Consider the following 16,657-nt stretch of genomic DNA (forward strand, 5'->3'; position numbering starts at 1 on the left):
CTAGTCGTCTTTCGAACGCGAAGCGACGGCCTGCGCAATGAGCGCATTCATGTCGGCCGCACGCTCGGTGGTGCGGTCGAACAGGAAGTGCAGCGTTGGCACGGTGTGGATGTGCAGGCGCTTGAACAGACCATTGCGGAGGAACCCCGCGGCCTGGTTCAGCGCTTCGGTGGTTTCGTCCACGTCGCCTGTGAGCACGCTGAAGAACACCTTCGCATGCGCATAGTCGGGCGTGACCTCGACCGCCTGGATCGTGACCATGCCCACGCGCGGATCCTTCAACTCGCGCGCGATCAGCTCCGTCAGATCGCGCTGGATCTGATCGGCAACCTTGAACGCGCGGTTGGGGGCGGCGGCTTTTCTTTTCGGCATGGACTCTCTCGCGTCGAACGCTTACAGCGTACGGGCGATTTCCTTGATTTCAAAGAACTCGAGCTGATCGCCCTCTTTGATGTCGTTGTAGTTCTTGAGCTTGATACCGCACTCGAAGCCTTCGCGGACTTCGCGAACATCGTCCTTCATGCGCTTGATCGAGTCGACTTCGCCGGTGTAGATCACCACGTTGTCGCGCAGCAGGCGGAAATGCGCGCTGCGGTTGACCGAACCCGAGGTGATGTACGAACCCGCGACCGTACCGATCTTCGAGGCCACGAACACCGTGCGGATCTCGGCCGAGCCGATGATTTCCTCGCGGCGCTCCGGTGCCAGCATGCCCGACATCGCAACCTTGATCTCGTCCACAGCGTCGTAAATGATGCTGTAGTAGTTCAGCTGCACGCCATTGCCTTCGGCCAGCTTGCGCGCACCGGCATCGGCACGCACGTTGAAGCCGATCACGATGGCCTTGGAGGCGATGGCGAGGTTGATGTCGCTTTCGCTGATGCCGCCGACGCCGGCGTACACGATCTGCACCTTGACCTCTTCGTTCGCCAGCTTGAGCAGCGATTGGGCCAACGCTTCCTGCGAGCCCTGAACGTCGGCCTTGATGATGATGCGCAGCGTCTGCACTTCGCCGGCCGAAAGGTCGGTGAACATGTTCTGCAGGTTCGCGGCCTGGGCCTTCGCCAGCTTGGTGTTGCGGAACTTGCCGGCACGGTAGGTGGCAATTTCGCGCGCACGGCGCTCGTCGCTCATCACCATGAACTCGTCGCCCGCTTGCGGCACTTCGGTCAGGCCCTGGATCTCGACCGGGATCGACGGACCCGCGGTCTTGATGGTCCGGCCGTCTTCGTCGAGCATGGCGCGCACGCGGCCATAGGTCGAGCCGGCCAGCACCACGTCGCCGGTCTTGAGCGTGCCGGACTGAACCAGCACGGTTGCGACCGGGCCGCGGCCCTTGTCAAGCTGGGCTTCGATGACCAGGCCCTTGGCGGCGGCATCCACCGGCGCCTTGAGTTCCAGCACTTCGGCCTGCAGCAGCACCTGTTCGAGCAGGTCGTCGATGCCCTGGCCCGTCTTGGCGGACACCGGCACGAACGGCACGTCGCCGCCGTACTCTTCAGGCACGACCTCTTCGGCCACCAGTTCCTGCTTCACGCGGTCCGGGCTGGCGTCGGGCTTGTCGATCTTGTTGATGGCAACCACGATCGGCACACCGGCAGCTTTCGCGTGCTTGATGGCTTCCTTGGTCTGCGGCATGACGCCGTCATCGGCCGCCACCACCAGGATGACGATGTCGGTGGCCTGCGCACCGCGGGCACGCATGGCCGTGAAGGCCTCGTGACCCGGGGTGTCGAGGAACGACACCATGCCGCGCTCGGTTTGCACGTGGTACGCACCAATGTGCTGCGTGATGCCGCCGGCTTCGCCCGCGGCAACCTTGGCACGGCGGATGTAGTCCAGCAGCGAGGTCTTGCCGTGGTCGACGTGGCCCATGACGGTCACGACCGGTGCGCGCGGCAGCGCTTCGGCGGTTTGCGCGCCCACGTCCTCGTCGGTGAAGGCTTCCGGGTCGTCCAGCGCGGCAACCACCGCGTTGTGGCCCATTTCCTCCACCAGGATCATGGCGGTGTCCTGGTCGAGCGACTGGTTGATGGTCGCCATCTGGCCCAGCTTCATGAGCTGCTTGATGACTTCCTGCGCCTTGACGGCCATCTTGTGCGCGAGCTCGGCCACTGTGATGGTTTCGGGCACGTGCACTTCAAGAATGCGCGCCTCGACCGGTGCGGCCTGCACATGCTCTTCGTGGCCTCCACGGTCATTGCTGCCACGGCGGCCACGCGGGCCTCCGCGCCAGTTGCCGCGGCCGACACCACCGCTGGCATCGCCGCGGGTCTTGATTTCCTTCTTCTTGGCAGGATCGCCAGCCCAGCTCGACGAGAGCTTGGCCGACTTGACTTCCTTGCCGGCACCGGCGGCGCCAGGCGCTGCGGGAGCTCCGGCTGCGGCGGGCGCACCGGGGCGAGCCGCGGGCGCGGCCGGCTTGTGCAGCGTGCCCTTGACCGCGGCCTTTTCGGGCTGCGGCTTCTCGGGCGCCTTGTGCGGCACCAGCACGCGGGCCGGTGCGTTCATCATGGCGCGAATGGCTTCGGCTTCGGCGAGTGCCTTGCGGCGACGCTCGTCGAGGTCCTTGGCGCGGGCGGCTTCCTCGTCGGCACGGGCCTTCGATTCAGCGGCGGCCTTGGCCTTCGCGTCTTCCTTGGCTTGCGTGGCGGCGGTCTGGGCGGCCAGCTTGGTGTCTGCAGCTTGCTGCTCCGCGGCAGCGGCTGCGGCGGCCGCAGGTGCTGCCACCGGCTTGGCCGCTTCCTTGGCGGGCGCGGCGGCGGCTTCGGCAGCAGCCTTTTTCTCGGCGGCGACGCGGGCGGCTTCCTGCTCGGCCTGTTCGGCGCGCTCGGCCTTTTCGGCCTGTTCGCGTTCGCGGGCTTCGGCTTCTTCACGCAGGCGGCGCTTCTCGGCCAGTTCTTCTTCCTGGCGGCGGATCAGCTCGGCCTGGCGGCGCGCCTCTTCCTCGCGGCGGGCCAATTCGGCCTCGTCGATGCGGGGTGCGGCGGGTGCCGCGGCGGGCGCTTCGGCCACAGGTTGCGCTTCGGGCACGGCCGGGTGGCCGTCGTCACGCTGGATGAAGGTGCGCTTCTTGCGCACTTCGACCTGGATGGTGCGGGCGCGGCCGGTGGCGTCGGCCTGCTTGATCTCGCTGGTCGACTTTTTCGTCAGCGTGATCTTCTTGCGCTCGGGCTCGGCGGTGCCGTGGCTGGCTTTGAGAAAGCCGAGCAGGCGCTGCTTGTCAGCCTCGGTGAGTGCATCGGTGGGTGCCGCTTTGGGCACGCCTGCGCTCTTGAGCTGGTCAAGCAAGGTTTCGGGAGTCTTCTTGAGCTCGTTCGCGAACTCGGCGACAGTGGTACTGGACATATTGGTTTCGTGCCTCCATGACCATCACTCTTGGCCGGCGAACCAATGTTCGCGGGCTTTCAAGATGAGGGCTTTGGCGTCATCGGCGCTGTGGCCGGTGATCTCGGTGAGTTCATCGACCGCGAGGTCGGCGAGGTCGTCGCGGGTGTGCACACCCGCCTCGGCCAGCTTGGGAATCAGCTCGGGGTCGAGGCCTTCGAGGTCGCGCAGATTCTGCGAGACGGTCTCGACGCCCTCTTCCTTGGCGATTTCCATGGTCAACAGCGCATCCTTGGCGCGCGTGCGCAGCTCGTTGATGGTGTCTTCGTCGAAAGCTTCGATCTCCAGCATTTCGGAGATCGGCACATAGGCCACTTCCTCGAGGCTGTTGAAGCCTTCGGAGATCAGGATGTCGGCGATTTCCTCGTCGACGTCGAGCTTTTCCATGAAGAGCTTGCGGCTGGCATCGGTTTCGACGGCCTGCTTTTGCGCAGACTCGTTGGCGTCCATGATGTTGATCTTCCAGCCGGTGAGGTCAGAAGCCAGGCGCACGTTCTGGCCGCCGCGGCCGATGGCGATGGCGAGGTTTTCCTCGTCGACCACCACGTCCATGGCGTGCTTTTCCTCGTCGACCACGATCGACGATACGTTGGCCGGAGCCAGGGCGCCGATCACGAATTGCGCTGGGTCTTCGCTCCACAGCACGATGTCGACGCGCTCGCCGGCGAGCTCGTTGGTGACGGCGTTGACACGCGTGCCGCGCACGCCGACACAGGTGCCGATGGGGTCGACACGCTTGTCATGCGAGAGCACGGCGATCTTGGCGCGCGAACCCGGGTCGCGGGCGCAGCTCTTGATTTCGAGCAGGCCTTGTTCGATTTCGGGCACTTCCTGGCGGAACAGCTCGATCATGAACTCGGGCGCCGAGCGCGATAGGATGATCGGCGCGCCGCGCAGTGTCAGGTCGACCTCCATGATCATGGCCCGCACGCGGTCGCCGTTGCGCAGGTTTTCCTTGGAGATCATCTCGCTGCGGCGCAGGCGCCCTTCGACGCGGCCGGCCTCCACGATGATGTCGCCCTTGTCCAGGCGCTTGACGGTGCCCACGAAGATCTTGTCGCCGCGCGACATGAAGTCGTTGAGCAGCATCTCGCGCTCGGCGTCGCGGATCTTCTGCAGGATGACCTGCTTGGCCGCCATGGCGCCGATACGGCCGATGGGCACGGATTCAACCGCTTCCTCGATGTATTCGTCGACTTCGATGTCGGGCATTTCTTCCCGGGCTTCGAACAGGAGGATTTCCTGGTCGGGCAGCTGCAGGCCGGCCTCGTCCGGAACGACGTGCCAGCGGCGGAAGGTTTCATAGTCGCCGCTGTCGCGGTCGACCGAGACGCGGATGTCCACGTCGCCCTGGTGGAGCTTCTTGGTGGCCTGCGCCAGTGCGGACTCGACCGCGCCGAAAACCACGTCGCGCTCGACGTTCTTCTCGCGCGAGATCGCATCCACCAACATCAACATTTCGCGATTCATGCCACCACTCCTCTAGTCAGTCCGGAACATTCGTTCCGTCGTCAATATCCGAAAAACCCGGTTGGGTTTTGGCCTTGCGGCCCTTGAAATCCACAATCGGCGCAAGCCGCGCATCGCGCAGCTCGTCCAGCACGAAGCCGAGCGCATGCAACGTTGCAGGCGCGCGCTTCTTGCTCACTTTTTGACCCGGCTTGGGCTCGGGCGCATCGCTCCAGACGATTTGCCAGCCCGGGGCTCCGTTGGCCCCTTCCACGCGCTCCAGCGTGCCGCGAAACTTCTTGCGGGTAGCAGACACCTGCCCCGCCGCCGCGGCACCCATCGGCGCCTTGAGCGTGATGTCGATGATCTCGCCCACGAAACGTTCGAAATCCTGCTCATTGCGCAGCGGACGGTCAATACCCGGCGAGGAAACCTCGAGCCGCTTGTAATCGACACCATCGACCTCGAGCGCAAATTGCAGCTGCCGCGTGACCTTTTCGCAATCTTCGACGGTCACGAAAGGCTCGGGAATACCGGCAGCCACAGCTTCCGATGTGGGGGCCGTCCAGGGCAAATCAATCGTCACGCGCAGCAATCCCCCGGCCGACCGTTCGATCTCGACCAGGTCGTAGCCGAGTCCGGCTACGGTTTGTTCCACAATCTGCTGCAATGCCACGTGTTCGAAAACGCCTTGTAAAAATGCCTGTGCGAAATGCTTGTACGCGCCACCCGCCCGCCACGGATGCCACGCATTGAAAATGCATAGACCAAAAAAAACGGGCGGTTGGTACCCGCCCGTTTGGTCGTGAGCCTCGAATTATATGCTATTCCTGTGATAAATGAAGTGGCTGGAGCGGCTCAAAACGCCTGCCGGCGCCGGGATCTGAACCAGACCAGCGCAAACAGCACGGAACCAAGCGCCAATGCGGCGGCGGCCACCAGCAGCGGCAGCTGGAAAGACCCGGTCCGCTGGGCCAGCGGCGCCGCAAACAGCGGCCCGATGATCTGCCCGACCCCATAGGAAGCCGTCGCGTAGCCGATCAGCCCGGCCGCGGCATTTCCCCGCAAGCGGCGGGCATCTCGCATGGCAAAAAGCGTGATGGCCGTGAACGGCATGCCGAGCAGCAGGCTCCCAAGGGCAAAGCCCGTGATCGTCGGCCATGCGACCGACAGCACCACGCCCAGCGCCTGGAGCGCGTAGGCCACGGCCAGCAGCAAACGGTTGTCCCAGTGGACGGGCGCGCGGGCGCCGATCAGCGCGCCTGGAATGATGGCCAGCCCGAACAGCGGCCAGAAGAAGTCGGGCCAGGGCGAACCCGGCAGGGCCTGGCGGGCGATCACCGGAAGGAACGTCGCGGTGATGATGTAGCCGAAGCCGGCCAGGCCATACAGCGCAACCAGCCAGATCGCGTCGCTGCGCGCCGACGCCGAAGCAGCCGGCCCGGCTGCAGCCGGAGGTGCCGCCGTGGAACCGCTGGCGGCGGGCAGGTCGCCGTCATCAAATATCCGCCAGATCAGCGCCACCAGCACCACCGCGAGCACGCCCAGACCGATCCATCCCGCTTCCGAACCCCAGCGGCCCAATGCGCCGCCGAGCAGGCCTGTCATGGCAATGCCAATGCCCGGCCCCGTGTAGATCACGCCGGCCAGAGCCGGGGAATTGGTTTCGGCCAATCGCCGGAGGCCCCACCCCGATGCAAAGACGAAAACCCAGGCGCTCATCACGCCGGCGGCCGTGCGCAGGATGCCCCAACTGGTAAAGCTGTGGAGCACGCCCATGCCGATCAGCAGCACCGCCGTGGCGGCCAGCCCGCCGCGCACCATGCTCTTGGCCTTGACGCCGATGGCCGCGCAACTGACCGCGCCCAAAAAGTAACCCAGGTAATTGAGTGAAGCCAGCACGCCTCCGGCCTCGAGCTGCAGCTTTCCCTCGTGCAGCATGATCGGCAGCATGGGCGTGAAGGCGAAACGACCCAGGCCCATGGCCACAGCCAAAGTGACCATGCAGGCCAGCGCCGCGCGCCAGGCACCGCGCCGGTTTTGTCCGACTCCCGACATTTTTCTTCAGTTCCGTTGTTATTCCAGCAGCGCGGCGGCCACCAGTTTCTTTGTATAGGGGTGCTCGGGTGTATCTAGCACGCGCTCGACCGGGCCGGTTTCGAGGATGGCGCCGTCCTTCATCACGATGACCTGGTGCGCCATGGCGCGGATCACCTCGACGTCGTGCGTGATGAGCAAATAGCTCAGGCCACGCTCGCGCTGCAGGCGCTGGAGCAATCCCAGCACCTGCTTCTGGATCGTGACGTCGAGCGCACTGGTGGGCTCGTCGAGCACCAGCAGTTGCGGATCGACGATCAATGCGCGCGCAATTGCGAGCCGCTGCCGCTGCCCGCCCGAAAACTCGTGCGGATAGCGGTCGAGCAACGACGGAAACTGCGCCTCGCTCAGCCCCACGTCGGCCAATGCTGCAAGAGCTCGCGCCCGCCGCTGCACCGTGCCCAGTTCGGGTGCGTGCACTCGCAACCCCTCCCCTACGATCTGCTCAACCGTCATGCGGGGCGAGAGCGAAGAAAACGGGTCCTGGAAAACCACCTGCATGACCCGGCGCAGGGCCAGGTCGGACGCGCGGTCGACCGCCCACCCCTTGCCGTCCACCTTCAGCGCGCCGCGGTACTTCAACAGCCCGAGCGCGGCCAGCGCCAGCGTGGACTTGCCCGAACCGGATTCGCCGACCACGCCCAGCGTTTCGCCGGGCGCTATGCGGAAATCGGCGTTCTCCACCGCGATGAATTCACCCTTGCGGAACCAGCCCGCAATGCCCGGCCTGGACACCGGATAGCTCACCCGCAGGCCTGTGGCCTCGAGCACCGGCTTCGCACCCGCGCCCACGGCCACCGCGGAGACGTCGCGCTCCGGATGGCTGTCGATCAGCTTGCGCGTGTAGGCATGCTGCGGCGCTTCGAACACGGTGCCGACAGCGCCATGCTCGACGATGTGGCCGTTTTCCATCACCGCGACGCGGTCGGCAAACCGGCGCACCAGGTTGAGGTCGTGCGTGATCAACAGCACGGCCATGCCGTGCTTGCGCTGAAGGTCGGCAAGCAGGTCGAGGATTTGCGCGCGCACTGTGACGTCGAGCGCAGTGGTCGGTTCGTCCGCCAGCAGCAGGCGTGGCTTGCAGGCGAGCGCCATGGCAATCATGGCGCGCTGGCGCTGGCCGCCCGAAAGCTGGTGCGGAAACGACCTCGCCCGGCGCTCCGGCTCGGGAATTCCGGTGTCGGCAAGCAACCGGACGGCAGCCGCCTGCGCTTCCCGCGCGGAAAGCCCTTCGTGCAGTTCCAGCACCTCGGCAATCTGGTCGCCCACACTGTAGAGCGCATTGAGCGCCGTCATCGGCTCCTGGAAGATCATCGCGATCTCCTTGCCGCGGATGCCGCGCAGTTCACGCTCCGGAATCGACAGCAGGTCGCGCGCATTCGAGCCGCTTCGCGCGTCGAACAATTTGGCGGAGCCGGTCACTTCGGCGTTCTGCGCCAGCCGCAGCAGCGACAGGGCCGTGACAGTCTTGCCCGAGCCCGATTCGCCGACAAGTGCGAGCTTTTCGCCCGCGGCGATGCGGAAGTCGACGCCGTGCACCACGCTCTTGCCACCGAAGGCGACGCGCAGGCCCTTTACGTCGAGCAGCGGCTGATGGGGCATTTCGCTCATTTGTCGGCCTTTCGTGGATCGAGCGCATCTCGCAGTGCATCGCCCATGAACGTCAGCAGCATCAGCGTGACGACCAGCACCCCGAAAGTGGAAAGCGAAATCCACCAGGCATCGATGTTGGCCTTGCCCTGGCTCAGCAGCTCGCCGAGCGACGGCGTGCCCGGCGGCACACCCAGGCCAAGGAAGTCGAGCGAGGTCAGCGCCAGGATGGCCGCGCTCATGCGAAACGGCAGGAAGGTGACGACCGGCACCATGCTGTTGGGCAGGATGTGGCGCCACATGATCTGCAGGTTGCCGACGCCCAGGGCGCGGGCGGCACGCACATAGTCCATCTGCCGGTTGCGCAGGAACTCGGCGCGCACGTAGTCCGCCAGGCCCATCCACCCGAACAGGCTGAGCAGGATCAGCAGCAACGCAACGCTGGGCGCGAAGATCGCGCTGAAGATGATCAGCAGATACAGCTCGGGCATCGAACTCCATATCTCGATGAAGCGTTGGAACGCCAGGTCGACCTTTCCGGCGAAATAGCCCTGCACCGCGCCTGCGATCACGCCAAGCACCGTGCCGATGGCGGTGAGCGCCAGCCCGAACAGCACGCTCACGCGAAAACCGTAGATCAGCTGTGCCAGGAGGTCGCGCCCGCGGTCATCCGTGCCAAAGAAGTTGTCGCCCGTGGGAGCCGCCGGACTTGGCGCCTTGGCGAAGTAGTTGAGCGTTTTGGGGCCGTAGGGATTGGGCGCGTAGATCGCCCAGTTACCGCCTTGCGTGATGCGCTCGCGAATGAAGGGATCGAGGTAGTCGGCCGGCGTCTCGAAATCGCCGCCGAATGTTTTCTCGGAGTAGTCGCGCAGCACCGGGAAATAGGTGCGGCCCTCATAGCGCAGAACCAGCGGCTTGTCGGTAGACAGCACTTCGGCAAACAGGCTCAGCACCACCATCGCGGTGAAGATCACCAGGCTCCAGTAGCCAAGGCGGTTGCGCTTGAAGCGTATCCACGCACGGCGGCTGGGAGAAACATGCGCCATGCTAGTGGGTACCGCCTTGGCATTCTGGCCAGCCGGCACCGCGACGGACATCGCGCTTTCAGTCGAATTTGACACGCGGGTCCACCCAGACATAACAGAGATCGGAAATCAGCTTGGTCACCAGGCCGATCAGCGTGAAGAGGTACAGGGTGCCAAGCACCACCGGGTAGTCGCGCCGTATCACGCTCTCATAGCCAAGCAGGCCCAGCCCGTCGAGAGAGAACAGGGTCTCGATGAGCAGCGAGCCCGCGAAGAATGCGCCGATGAAGGCCGACGGCAAGCCGGTGATGATCGGGATGAGCGCATTGCGGAACACATGCTTCCACAGCACCTGCCGCTCACCCAGCCCCTTGGCGCGGGCGGTGAGAACGTATTGCTTGCGGATTTCTTCGAGAAAGGCGTTCTTGGTGAGCATGGCCGTTACCGCAAAGCTGCCGAGCACCATGGCGGTGACAGGCAGCGTGATGTGCCAGAGGTAGTCGACGATGCGTGCGCCCCAACTCAGTTCATCCCAGTTGGACGAGGTCAATCCTCGCAATGGAAACCACTGAAGCTGCCCGCCAAAAATGACCAGCAGCGCCACCCCGAGCACAAAGCCCGGAATGGCATAGCCGATGAGCACGATGAGCGTGCTGATCAGGTCGAAGCGCGTTCCCGCCCTGACCGCCTTGGCGACGCCCAGCGGCACCGCAACACCGTAGCTGATGAAGAACGTCCATAGGCCCAGGCTGATCGACACCGGCAGCTTCTCCAGAATCAGCGTCCATACATCCTTGTTCTGGAAGAAGCTCCTGCCGAGGTCGAAGCGCGCGAACTGGCCGAGCATCTGCCAGAGGCGCTCATGCGGCGGCTTGTCGAAGCCGTAGAGCGCCTTGATCTGTTCGAGCCGTTTCGGGTCGACACCCTGGTTGCCCCGGTAGGAACCGCCGCCCGATTCAAAACCGCCACCACCACCGGCGCCCGCGGTTTTTGCCTCGGCCAGGTATTGCTCTACCGGCCCTCCGGGCACGAACTGGATCACCAGGAAAGTGACGAGCAAAACGCCCAGCAGCGTGGGAATGAACAGCAACAGCCGCTTGAGTACATAGGAGAGCACGGTTCGTTTCCTTCTCTTCTATTGTTTCTGCGGCTTGGCCCACCAGGTTCCCATGACCCAGGCTTCGGCACCGGCATACGGCGGCATCGGGGCCTTGAACGCCAGCCGGCGGTCGTCGTAGGCGACGCGGTGCGACGTCAGCGTCCATTGCGGAATCAGGTAGTGGCTGTGCATGACCACCCGGTCCAGTGCGCGGCACGCGGGCAATAGTTCGGCCTTGCTGTCGGCTTCCACGATTTTCTTCAGCAGCGCATCGACCGCGGGCGTGGACACGCCCATGTAGTTGCCCGAACTCTCCGTCTTGGCGGCCTTGCTGCCGAAGATCTCGAGAAGCTGCTGGCCCGGATTGTTGGTGCCTGGAAAGTTGATGGTGGTGATGTCGAACTCGAACCGGTCGAGGCGCTCCTGGTAGAGCGCGAAGTCGACCGGCGCGAAGTTCAGCGAGACGCCGAGCTTTTCGAGGTTGCGCATCCAGGGCGACACCGTGCGCACGCCGCCTTCCTTGCTGTCCAAGTATTCCAGCGTCATCGCCTCGCCCTTGGCGTTGCGCAGTGCGCCGTCCCGGTATTCCCAGCCGGCGGCTTTCAGCAGGTCGCGGGCGCGCCGAAGGTTGTTGCGCAGCGACTGCCCGGCGCCTTCGGTGGTGGGCGGGGCATACATCGGGCCGAAGCTCGCCTCCGGGATCTTGCCTCGCCAGGGCTCGAGCAGCGCCTTCTCTTCGGCGGACGGCAAGCCTTGGGCTTCGCAGTCGGTGTTGCCGAACAGGTCCTTCACGCGTGGATAGCCGTTGTAGAACATCTGGCGGTTCATCCACTCATAGTCCAGCGCCAGGCCCAGCGCCTCGCGCACGCGCGGGTCGCTCAGCTTGTCGCGGCGGCTGTTCAGCACGAAGCTCTGGAACCCGGAAGGCTTCTTGTGCGGAAACTCCCGCTTGATGAGCTCACCGGAGTCGAAGCGCTTGCCCGTGACGCGGCGCGCCCAGTCACCCGCCGAATAGAAGCTCATCATGTCGAACTCCCCGGCCTTCAACGCCTCGAGGCGGGCCGTGTTGTCCTTGTAGATCTTGATGGTGATGCGGTCGAAGTTCTGCGCGCCGCGGTTCACCGCCAGATTGCGCCCCCAGTAGTTGGGGTCGCGCACATAGGTGATGTCCTTGCCGAAGCGCACGGGCCCGATCTTGTAGGCCCCGCTGCCGATCGGAATGTCCATCACCACCTGGTCGAAAGGCTTGGCCTTGCCGTTCTCCATGCCCCAGGCACGGCTGAAGACCGGCAGTCCGCCCACGATCAACGGCAATTCGCGGTTTGGCGTCTTGAAGCGGAAGCGGATCGTGCGGGCGTCCAGCACGTCGGCGCCCTCCACCTCCTGCAACATGGTCTTGTACCCGGGCGAGGTGAAGGGGCCGATCAACGTGTCGTAGCTGTGCTTCACATCGGCGGCTTCCACGGGCATGCCGTTGTGGAAGCGGGCCTCCGGGCGCAGCCGGAACGTCACGCTGAGGCGGTCCGGTGCAACCGCGACGTCTTCGGCCAGCAAACCGTAGCCCGAGGCGGTTTCGTCCATCGATCCGGTCAGCAGCGAGTCGAACAGCAGGCCGTCCAGGTAGGCCGGCGGCGCGCCCTTGATGGTGAAGGGGTTGTACTTGTCGAAGGTCGAATAGCGCTGGTTGCTCACGAGCCGGAGCTCGCCGCCCTTGGGTGCATCGGGGTTGACGTAGTCGAACGACTGGAAGCTGGGCGCGTATTTCAGGTCGTCCCAAAGTGCATATCCGTGCGCTCCCCATGCGGGAACAGCGCACAACGTCAATAACCAAGCCCAGGTAAACCGCATGCGAGAATTCTGCCCAAGATTTTCACGAGGCAACTTCATGGGCTTTCTTTCCGGCAAAAAACTGTTGATCACCGGCGTGTTGAGCAATCGCTCCATTGCCTACGGCATCGCCAAGGCCTGCCACGAACAAGGCGCCGAGCTCGCCTTCAGCTATGTCGGCGAACGGTTCAAGGACCGTATCACCGAATTCGCCGCCGATTTCGACTCCAAGCTGATTTTTGACTGCGATGTGGGCGACGACGCGCAGATCGACAAGCTCTTTGCCGATCTGGCGCAGACCTGGCCCAAGTTCGACGGTTTCGTGCACAGCATCGGCTTTGCACCGCGCGAAGCCATCGCGGGCGACTTTCTCGAAGGGCTCTCGCGCGAGGGCTTCAAGATTGCGCACGACATCAGCGCCTACAGCTTCCCGGCCATGGCCAAGGCAGCCCTGCCCTACCTGAACGACAAGTCGGCGCTGCTGACGCTGACCTACCTGGGCGCCGAACGCGCGCTGCCCAACTACAACACCATGGGCCTGGCCAAGGCCTCGCTCGAAGCTTCGGTGCGCTACACCGCGGCTTCGCTTGGTCCCAAGGGCATGCGGGTCAACGGCATCAGCGCCGGCCCGATCAAGACGCTGGCGGCCAGCGGCATCAAGGGCTTCGGCAAGATGCTGTCCGCCGTGGCAGACGCCTCTCCGATCCGCCGCAACGTGACGATCGAAGAAGTCGGCAACGTGGCCGCCTTTCTGCTGAGCGACCTGGCCAGCGGCGTCACGGCCGAAATCACCTACGTGGATGGCGGCTTCAGCAACGTCGTGGCGGGAATGGCCGAATAAGGGACTGGCTCCCGGCTTCGACAGAACATTCCTTCATCGATTGGCAACGAGTTCTTGCTAACCCGACGTTCCCTCTTGCTCGCCGGGATCGGCGCGCTGGCGGCCAATGCGGCCGCAGCGCGCGCCGTCGCTCCGGCGCTGATGCTGGCCGAGGTCTATCGCCCCGGCATGTCGCTGGCCGACTATTGGGTCAGCGAAAAGTACGACGGGGTGCGCGGCTACTGGGACGGCAAGCGCCTCTGGACGCGCGGCGGCGAGCCGGTGGCGGCGCCCGCCTGGTTTACCGCGCCGCTGCCCAAGCAGCCGCTCGACGGCGAGTTGTGGGCCGGCCGGGGCCAGTTTGCGCACGCCGTTTCTACCGCGCGCAGCCAGACGCCCAACGACGGCGCCTGGCACAGCATGCGCTTCATGGTGTTCGACCTGCCGAGCCAGGGCGGTGATTTCACCGCGCGGCTGGCGGCGCTGCGCAAGCTGCTGCCGATCACCGATGCCCCTTGGATCGTGGCCGTGCCACAAGAGCGGGCCACCACGCATGCGGACCTGCAGGCACTGCTCGACAAGACGGTGAAGATGGGCGGCGAAGGCCTCATGCTGCATCGGGGCGGATCGCTCTATCGCGCGGAACGCAACAACGACCTGCTCAAGGTAAAGCCCCATGAAGACGCGGATGCCCGCGTGGTGGGTCATGTGCCGGGCAAAGGCAGGCACGGCGGGCGGCTGGGTGCGCTGCTGGTCGAAACGCCCGAAGGCAAGCGCTTCAAGCTCGGCACCGGCCTGACCGATGCCGAGCGCGACAATCCGCCCGCGGTCGGCAGCTGGGTGACCTACCGCTTCAATGGCATGAACGCCAGCGGCCTGCCGAGGTTCGCCCGTTTCATGCGGGCGCGGATCGACCTGCCCTCTTGAACGCAGCACGCCGAGCGTGCCGCGTGCTTCCTCGGCTCTTTGTTATTTCTTCGGCGCGGCCACGCAGTCGGCGTAATAGCGCTTCTTGCCGGTTTCGTCGATGCGCGCCACCAAGCCGTGGATGTCGGTCTCGAAGCCCGGGCACTGCAGGTTGAACTCGCGCGAGAACTTGAGGTAGTCGACGATCTTCTTGTTGAACACTTCGCCCGGAATGAGCAGCGGAATGCCCGGCGGGTACGGCGTGATCAGGCTGGTGGTGATACGGCCTTCGAGTTCGTCGATTTCCACGCGCTCGGTCTTGCGGTGCGCAATGTGGGCAAAGGCGTCGCTGGGCTTCATGGCCGGCGTCAGGTCGCTCAGGTACATCTCGGTCGTGAGGCGCGCCACGTCGTAGCGCGCATACAGCTGATGGATGTGCTGGCACAGGTCGCGCAGGCCCAGGCGCTCGTAGCCGGGGTGCTGCTGGCAGAACTCGGGCAGGATGCGCCACATCGGCTGGTTGCGCGCGTAGTCGTCCTTGAACTGCTGCAGGGCAGTGAGCAGCGTGTTCCAGCGGCCCTTGGTGATGCCGATGGTGAACATGATGAAGAAGCTGTAGAGCCCGGTCTTCTCGACGATCACGCCGTGCTCGGCAAGGAACTTGGTCACCACGCTCGCGGGAATGCCCGTTTCGGCAAAGTTGCCCTCGAGGTCCAGCCCGGGCGTCACGATGGTCGACTTGATCGGGTCGAGCATGTTGAAGCCATCGGCCAGCTCACCGAAGCCGTGCCAGTTGCGCGGCGACTTCTTGCTCTTGCTCGGCTTGCCGTTCTTCTCGCCCGTCATGATCCAGTCTTCGGCGCGGCCGATGCCTTCGTCGACGAGCTTTTCGGGGCCCCAGACCTTGAACCACCATTCGTCCTTGCCGAACTCTTCTTCCACCTTGCGCATGGCGCGGCGGAAGTCGAGCGCCTCGAGAATGCTCTCTTCCACCAGCGCGGTGCCGCCGGGCGGCTCCATCATGGCGGCGGCCACGTCGCAGCTCGCGATGATCGCGTACTGCGGGCTGGTCGACGAGTGCATGAGATAGGCCTCGTTGAACAGGTCGCGGTCGAGCGCACGGTTCTGCGAGTCCTGCACCAGCACGTGGCTGGCTTGGCTGATGCCCGCCAAGAGCTTGTGGGTCGACTGGGTGGCAAACACCAGCGATTCCTTCGGGCGCACGCGGCGCTTGCCCATGGCGTGGTAGGCGCCATAGAACGGGTGGAAGGCCGCATGCGGCAGCCACGCCTCGTCGAAGTGCAGCGTGTCGACGTAGCCGTCGAGCATGTTCTTGATGGTCTCGGTGTTGTAGATCACGCCGTCGTAGGTCGACTGGGTGAGCGTCATCACGCGCGGCTTGACCTTGTTCGGGTCCACGTCGGCGAGCAGCGGGTTGGCCTTGATCTTGGCCTTGATGGCGCTCTGCTCGAACTCGCTCTTCGGAATGGGGCCGATGATGCCGAAGTGGTTGCGCGTGGGCTTCATGAACACCGGAATCGCGCCAGTCATGATGATCGCGTGCAGGATCGACTTGTGGCAGTTGCGGTCGACCACCACCACGTCGTCGGGCGCGACCGTGTGGTGCCACACCATCTTGTTGCTGGTGCTGGTGCCGTTGGTCACGAAGAAGCAATGGTCGGCGTTGAAGATGCGCGCTGCATTGCGCTCGCTGGCCGCCACCGGGCCGGTGTGGTCGAGCAATTGGCCGAGTTCTTCCACCGCGTTGCAGACGTCGGCGCGCAGCATGTTCTCGCCGAAGAACTGGTGGAACATCTGGCCCACCGGGCTCTTCAGGAACGCCACGCCGCCCGAGTGGCCCGGGCAGTGCCACGAGTACGAACCGTCTTCGGCGTAGTCGATCAGCGCCTTGAAGAACGGCGGCTGCACGCCTTCGAGGTAGCTCTTGGCCTCGCGGATGATGTGGCGCGCCACGAACTCCGGCGTGTCCTCGAACATGTGGATGAAGCCGTGCAGCTCGCGCAAGATGTCGTTCGGAATATGGCGCGAAGTCTTGGTTTCGCCGTAAATATAGATCGGCACATCGGCGTTCTTGCGGCGCACTTCGCCAATGAAGTTCCGCAGGCTGAGCACGGCCGGGTCCAGGTCGGGACCCACGGTGAATTCCTCGTCGTCGATCGACAGGATGAACGCGCTGGCACGGCTTTGCTGCTGGGCAAACTGGCTCAGGTCACCATAGCTCGTGACGCCCAGCACCTCGAAGCCCTCGCTTTCGAAGGCCTGCGCAAGCGCGCGAATACCGAGGCCCGAGGTGTTTTCGGAGCGGAAGTCCTCGTCGATGATGACGATGGGGAAGCGAAATTTCATGAGCAGGGCTCCGGACAGGCAATGAGGCGCGAAGTGTACGGAATTCGGATGAAGGATTGCGTGAGCTTTTGACTCAGAATGTCGAGCGTC

The 16,657-nt window shown here is 64.5% G+C and carries 12 protein-coding genes; 2 read left to right on the top strand and 10 right to left on the bottom strand.

From position 1 onward, the window contains the following. The 9 genes from rbfA to V9K97_RS15325 all read right to left on the bottom strand — a co-directional run bounded on the left by rbfA (position 1) and on the right by V9K97_RS15325 (position 12,495). Positions 1-372, bottom strand: a complete 372-nt coding sequence (gene rbfA, locus V9K97_RS15285) for a 30S ribosome-binding factor RbfA (protein WP_126745896.1) — start codon at positions 370-372, stop codon at positions 1-3. A gap of 21 nt (positions 373-393) precedes the next feature. After that, complete coding sequence (gene infB, locus V9K97_RS15290; RefSeq protein ID WP_337297551.1) at positions 394-3,348, bottom strand: translation initiation factor IF-2; 2,955 nt, start codon at positions 3,346-3,348, stop codon at positions 394-396. 24 nt (positions 3,349-3,372) lie between these two features. Beyond that, on the bottom strand, positions 3,373-4,857 hold the full coding sequence (nusA, locus tag V9K97_RS15295) for a transcription termination factor NusA (protein ID WP_126745899.1): 1,485 nt from the start codon (positions 4,855-4,857) through the stop codon (positions 3,373-3,375). 16 nt (positions 4,858-4,873) lie between these two features. Continuing rightward, positions 4,874-5,512: a ribosome maturation factor RimP gene (gene rimP, locus V9K97_RS15300; protein WP_258506478.1), complete on the bottom strand. Its 639-nt coding sequence runs from the start codon at positions 5,510-5,512 to the stop codon at positions 4,874-4,876. A 182-nt stretch (positions 5,513-5,694) separates the two neighbouring features. Then, on the bottom strand, positions 5,695-6,894 hold the full coding sequence (locus V9K97_RS15305; protein WP_337319051.1) for a YbfB/YjiJ family MFS transporter: 1,200 nt from the start codon (positions 6,892-6,894) through the stop codon (positions 5,695-5,697). An 18-nt stretch (positions 6,895-6,912) separates the two neighbouring features. Further along, entirely contained in the window at positions 6,913-8,544 is a 1,632-nt protein-coding gene (locus tag V9K97_RS15310) for an ABC transporter ATP-binding protein (RefSeq protein WP_337319053.1), read from the bottom strand. Further along, on the bottom strand, positions 8,541-9,569 hold the full coding sequence (locus V9K97_RS15315) for an ABC transporter permease (protein WP_337319055.1): 1,029 nt from the start codon (positions 9,567-9,569) through the stop codon (positions 8,541-8,543). The genes V9K97_RS15310 and V9K97_RS15315 overlap by 4 nt, the downstream gene beginning before the upstream one ends. Before the next feature lie 58 nt (positions 9,570-9,627). After that, positions 9,628-10,665 carry a microcin C ABC transporter permease YejB gene (locus V9K97_RS15320; protein ID WP_126745904.1) on the bottom strand — a complete coding sequence of 346 codons (1,038 nt, stop codon included), beginning with the start codon at positions 10,663-10,665 and terminating at the stop codon, positions 9,628-9,630. Between the two features lie 18 nt (positions 10,666-10,683). Next, positions 10,684-12,495, bottom strand: a complete 1,812-nt coding sequence (locus tag V9K97_RS15325; protein WP_337319058.1) for an extracellular solute-binding protein — start codon at positions 12,493-12,495, stop codon at positions 10,684-10,686. A 37-nt stretch (positions 12,496-12,532) separates the two neighbouring features. Here V9K97_RS15325 and fabI point away from each other — a divergent pair, with 37 nt between their 5' ends. Both fabI and V9K97_RS15335 read left to right on the top strand, forming a co-directional pair. Then, a complete protein-coding gene (gene fabI, locus V9K97_RS15330) occupies positions 12,533-13,315 on the top strand; it encodes an enoyl-ACP reductase FabI (RefSeq protein WP_157613990.1) in 783 nt (260 codons plus the stop codon). Positions 13,316-13,369: 54 nt separating this feature from the next. Then, positions 13,370-14,221 (top strand): DNA ligase, encoded by an 852-nt coding sequence (locus tag V9K97_RS15335; protein ID WP_337319060.1) that lies wholly within the window; start codon positions 13,370-13,372, stop codon positions 14,219-14,221. Between the two features lie 42 nt (positions 14,222-14,263). Here the strand turns inward: V9K97_RS15335 and V9K97_RS15340 are convergent, their stop codons facing one another. Beyond that, positions 14,264-16,567 (bottom strand): arginine/lysine/ornithine decarboxylase, encoded by a 2,304-nt coding sequence (locus tag V9K97_RS15340; protein ID WP_258506496.1) that lies wholly within the window; start codon positions 16,565-16,567, stop codon positions 14,264-14,266. Positions 16,568-16,657: the final 90 nt, after the last annotated feature.

It is taken from the genome of Variovorax sp. CCNWLW186, from assembly GCF_037203865.1.
Lineage (GTDB): Bacteria > Pseudomonadota > Gammaproteobacteria > Burkholderiales > Burkholderiaceae_C > Variovorax.

Coding starts and splice junctions, on each gene's coding strand:
- V9K97_RS15305 (WP_337319051.1), bottom strand. CDS start 6,894: ATGTCGGGAGTCGGACAAAACCGGCGCGGTGCCTGGCGCGCGGCGCTG.
- infB (WP_337297551.1), bottom strand. CDS start 3,348: ATGTCCAGTACCACTGTCGCCGAGTTCGCGAACGAGCTCAAGAAGACT.
- V9K97_RS15340 (WP_258506496.1), bottom strand. CDS start 16,567: ATGAAATTTCGCTTCCCCATCGTCATCATCGACGAGGACTTCCGCTCC.
- V9K97_RS15310 (WP_337319053.1), bottom strand. CDS start 8,544: ATGAGCGAAATGCCCCATCAGCCGCTGCTCGACGTAAAGGGCCTGCGC.
- rbfA (WP_126745896.1), bottom strand. CDS start 372: ATGCCGAAAAGAAAAGCCGCCGCCCCCAACCGCGCGTTCAAGGTTGCC.
- V9K97_RS15325 (WP_337319058.1), bottom strand. CDS start 12,495: ATGCGGTTTACCTGGGCTTGGTTATTGACGTTGTGCGCTGTTCCCGCA.
- nusA (WP_126745899.1), bottom strand. CDS start 4,857: ATGAATCGCGAAATGTTGATGTTGGTGGATGCGATCTCGCGCGAGAAG.
- V9K97_RS15315 (WP_337319055.1), bottom strand. CDS start 9,569: ATGGCGCATGTTTCTCCCAGCCGCCGTGCGTGGATACGCTTCAAGCGC.
- fabI (WP_157613990.1), top strand. CDS start 12,533: ATGGGCTTTCTTTCCGGCAAAAAACTGTTGATCACCGGCGTGTTGAGC.